Origin of the sequence: Lactobacillus sp. A27 (assembly GCF_016742815.1) — a bacterium.
GTDB classification, from domain to species: domain Bacteria; phylum Bacillota; class Bacilli; order Lactobacillales; family Lactobacillaceae; genus Lactobacillus; species Lactobacillus gallinarum.
This window is the reverse complement of record NZ_JAEHNT010000061.1, coordinates 1-3238: the sequence shown is the minus strand read 5'-3', so window position 1 is coordinate 3238 and position 3238 is coordinate 1. Positions and strand designations below refer to the sequence as shown.

General features: G+C 33.8%; 4 protein-coding genes. 1 reads left to right on the top strand and 3 read right to left on the bottom strand.

The window, feature by feature from the left end; genetic code table 11:
* Window positions 1-117 precede the first annotated feature (117 nt).
* Complete coding sequence (locus JEM49_RS07975) at window positions 118-459, bottom strand: hypothetical protein (RefSeq protein ID WP_242509805.1); 342 nt, start codon at window positions 457-459, stop codon at window positions 118-120.
* A 104-nt stretch (window positions 460-563) separates the two neighbouring features.
* Between JEM49_RS07975 and JEM49_RS10560 the strand changes: the two genes are divergently transcribed.
* Window positions 564-869, top strand: coding sequence for an NAD(P)H-dependent oxidoreductase (locus tag JEM49_RS10560; protein WP_342211673.1), 306 nt, complete (start codon window positions 564-566; stop codon window positions 867-869).
* Between the two features lie 198 nt (window positions 870-1067).
* On the opposite strand, the gene abc-f is transcribed toward JEM49_RS10560, so the two are convergent.
* Window positions 1068-2573, bottom strand: a complete 1506-nt coding sequence (gene abc-f, locus JEM49_RS07965) for a ribosomal protection-like ABC-F family protein (protein ID WP_201874568.1) — start codon at window positions 2571-2573, stop codon at window positions 1068-1070.
* A gap of 278 nt (window positions 2574-2851) precedes the next feature.
* Window positions 2852-3145, bottom strand: a complete 294-nt coding sequence (locus tag JEM49_RS07960) for a MazG-like family protein (RefSeq protein ID WP_201874594.1) — start codon at window positions 3143-3145, stop codon at window positions 2852-2854.
* Between the last annotated feature and the right edge of the window lie 93 nt (window positions 3146-3238).

The following is a 3238-nucleotide window of genomic DNA, read 5'->3' as shown; positions in this document are numbered from 1 at the left end:
TGGCCAAGTGCCACAATGGGTTGTTGTTTTTCGATCATATTCTTAACCTCCATTAAATTGATGAGATTAGAATACCTGAAAAATGAAGGCTAAAACAGATACTCGGTTATATGACGCTTACTTTTGATGATTCTTTTTACGCCAGATATATTCAATAATAAAACTAATCACTAATAAGAAGATGACTGCAATCCAAGTTAAAATTTCACCATTCATGATAGTTTGAGCAAAAAGCAATGCGAATAATACTAAGTTAAGAATAACAGCAATTACTAATAAAAAGCGGTTAGCTCCCGTTTGTTTTACCAAACGCAAATGTCCTACGTTAACCATAGCATATACAAGCAAAAATGCTAAACTTGCCATTTCTCCTACTGATGATAATGGGAAGATGACTACAAAAATACAAACTAATAAGCTAGTAAAAAATAGCCCCCGTGTTCCACCAAAGTGAGTCATTGCTCCAAATTTAGGTGGAATTTAATCTACTTTAGCAATTCTTATGCCCAAATTTTCACAAAAGTTCAACAAATCTTAAAAGCAGAAAGGAAGAATTTTCAGCTATAGATCTATATTGGGATAACTTTAACCCAGCATATGATGCGCGTGAACTTTCCTTATTTAAAGCTGGTAAAACCAGTGATCCTAACGTTAAAAAATATCAAAAGCTTTTGAAAGAAGCTAATCGCCGTATCTTTATCTTCCCAGTTTGGTGGAATGATACTCCTGCAATTATTAAGGGCTTCATCGATAAAGTCATGAAAAAACAATTTGCATATAATGTTGGTGCTACTGGTGTCATTGGGCATTTAAAGAATATTCAGCGTGTTGAAGTGATGACGACCTCTACCTCACCACCTGGTATTTGAAAATGTTCTGCGGTAGTGCCATTAAAAGTGTTTTCATCAATTCAACCTTGAAACAATTAGGGATGAAACATATCAAATAATTAAGCTTTGGCAATATTGATAAAAGTTCTGCTCAAAGAAGAAAACAATATTTAGAATCATTAGTCCAAAAGATCTGAACAAAAGCACGTTACTAACTAACCAGTAACGTGCTTCTTTCTATTCTGCTATATCCAATCTCACTCTGTGATCCGTCACCTGCTCAATGAAGTATTCGTCATGTTCAATCAACAGCATGGCAGGTTTGACCTTTTTCAATAATTCAATCAGTTGATTTTGATTGAAAACGTCTAGATAGTTTGCTGGTTCATCCCATAAATACAAGTCGGCTGGTTCAACTAGAGATTTAGCCAGTGCTACTCGTTTTTGCTGTCCCATACTCATCTCTTCAATCGGTGTCACAAAACTTGCTCGTGGAAAGCCCATCTTTTTCAAATTATTGAGTAATTCCTCATAAGAAATTTCATGTTCATATGCAAATTTGTGTAAAGTGCCATGATATTCTGTAAAATTTTGTGGTAAATATGAAATCGATAAACCATTTGCTAGTTCATACTTACCTTGATAAGTGACTGAAAATGTTTTATTTAACAACATTTTCAAGAAAGTCGATTTGCCAGAACCGTTCTTTCCTTCAAGAGAAACAATACCGTGATTTTTAACCACTAAATTTAGATCTTTAAATAAATTTTTACCATCTATTTGCAAATCAAGATGTTGCGCTTCAAGTAAAGTCGAATGGTAATTAGATTGAAAATTCATTGTCAGTTCTGGAATATCTTCAATGTTAGTCATCAAGCCTTGTTTTGCTTGAATATCATCGTTCATTCTTCGTTCAACATTTTTGGAGCGCTGCATTACTTTAGCAGCTTTATGACTGTAAAAGCCCTTATTAATATACGCATGAATTTCATTAGAGTGAGCCTTTGCGTTCTTTTGATTTTCAGATTTACTTGAATATCCCTTTAGACGCAAACGACTTTCATTCAATGTACGAATCTCGCCTTTCAGCTTCTGATTCTTCTCGCGGTTAAACTGATCTCTTTTCTGCTTCGTATCTTCATATGCAGCAAAGTTTCCCTGATACAAATGAATCTCCATATTTTCAATCGCCAAAATATGATCGGTTACTTGATTCAAAAAATCACGATCGTGACTAACCACGATATAGCCCTTTTCATGCTTACCTAGATAATTACTAATCTCTTTTCTACTGTCTTCATCTAAATGATTTGTAGGTTCATCAATTAAGGCAAAAGAATCTTTATCTGTAAAAGACAATGCCAGTAAAACTTTAGTTTGCTCACCACCACTTAAAGTATTAAACGGCTGCCATAACAAGTTGGGGTCGACATTCATTAAATTCAACTCACGTTCTAATTCCCACTCTTCGAAAGCAACCTGCTTCTGTAACTCATATAAGGTAATATTCTTTTGATCCTCAACTTTAATTGGATAATATGAAAAACTTAGCCGAGTTTGAATTTCGCCTAGACCATGTAATTTTCCACGCAGCAAGTTCAAAAATGTTGTCTTACCACGTCCATTTCTGCCCACAAGTCCTAGTTTCCAAGTACTATCTAAGTTTAAGTTCAATTTATTAAAAATATTTTCACTGCTATCATCATATCTGAATGATAAATTTGAAATTCTAATGTTGCTCATAAAATCGCCTCGTAAAAAAGAGCCTACACTTCCGACAAGTGCAGACTCTCCTTCAGTATTTTACGCATAGAAAAAGAAGGTATCGCCTATCCTTAATCTTGTCAAAAGTGCATAGTCTCTCCGTCATAAATCTGGAATAATTATTCAACTATGCTTGAATTTGCAAGATTAAAGACGCAATGGCGACCCTTCTTTCCATAAAATGAATTTCAATTGATGAAATCAGAATAACATGAAAATATTAGATTGGCAAGTTGTTTTGGATACTTTGATACTATTTATCCTTCTATCTTTTTACCATCTTTATATTTTCTTTTGGCATTGATTTTTAGCTTTTTTACAATATCTTCACCTAAGTCACTACCTAGCATTTCAGAAATTCCTAAGAGAAAAATTGCTACATCAGCTAATTCTTCATTTATGTTGTCATGATCGTCTTTTAACCATGCTTGAAATAATTCATTAACTTCACCATACAGTAAAAGCAACTCAAATTTTACATCGGTAGTATTGAAACCATGATTTTTCTTATTTTCGATAACTGCTTTTTGTAATTTCTGCGTATCAATAATCGAACTAGCATTCCCCTTTATCTTTTTACTACGTCATTCATCACAACTTCTAGTTCATCTTCCAAACTCATGTCAATCGTGAATTTCTTTTCG

What these genes read in the sequence shown, in the direction of transcription:
- JEM49_RS07975 (WP_242509805.1), bottom strand. Translation starts at nt 459, where the DNA reads ATGACTCACTTTGGTGGAACACGGGGGCTATTTTTTACTAGCTTATTA.
- abc-f (WP_201874568.1), bottom strand. Translation starts at nt 2,573, where the DNA reads ATGAGCAACATTAGAATTTCAAATTTATCATTCAGATATGATGATAGC.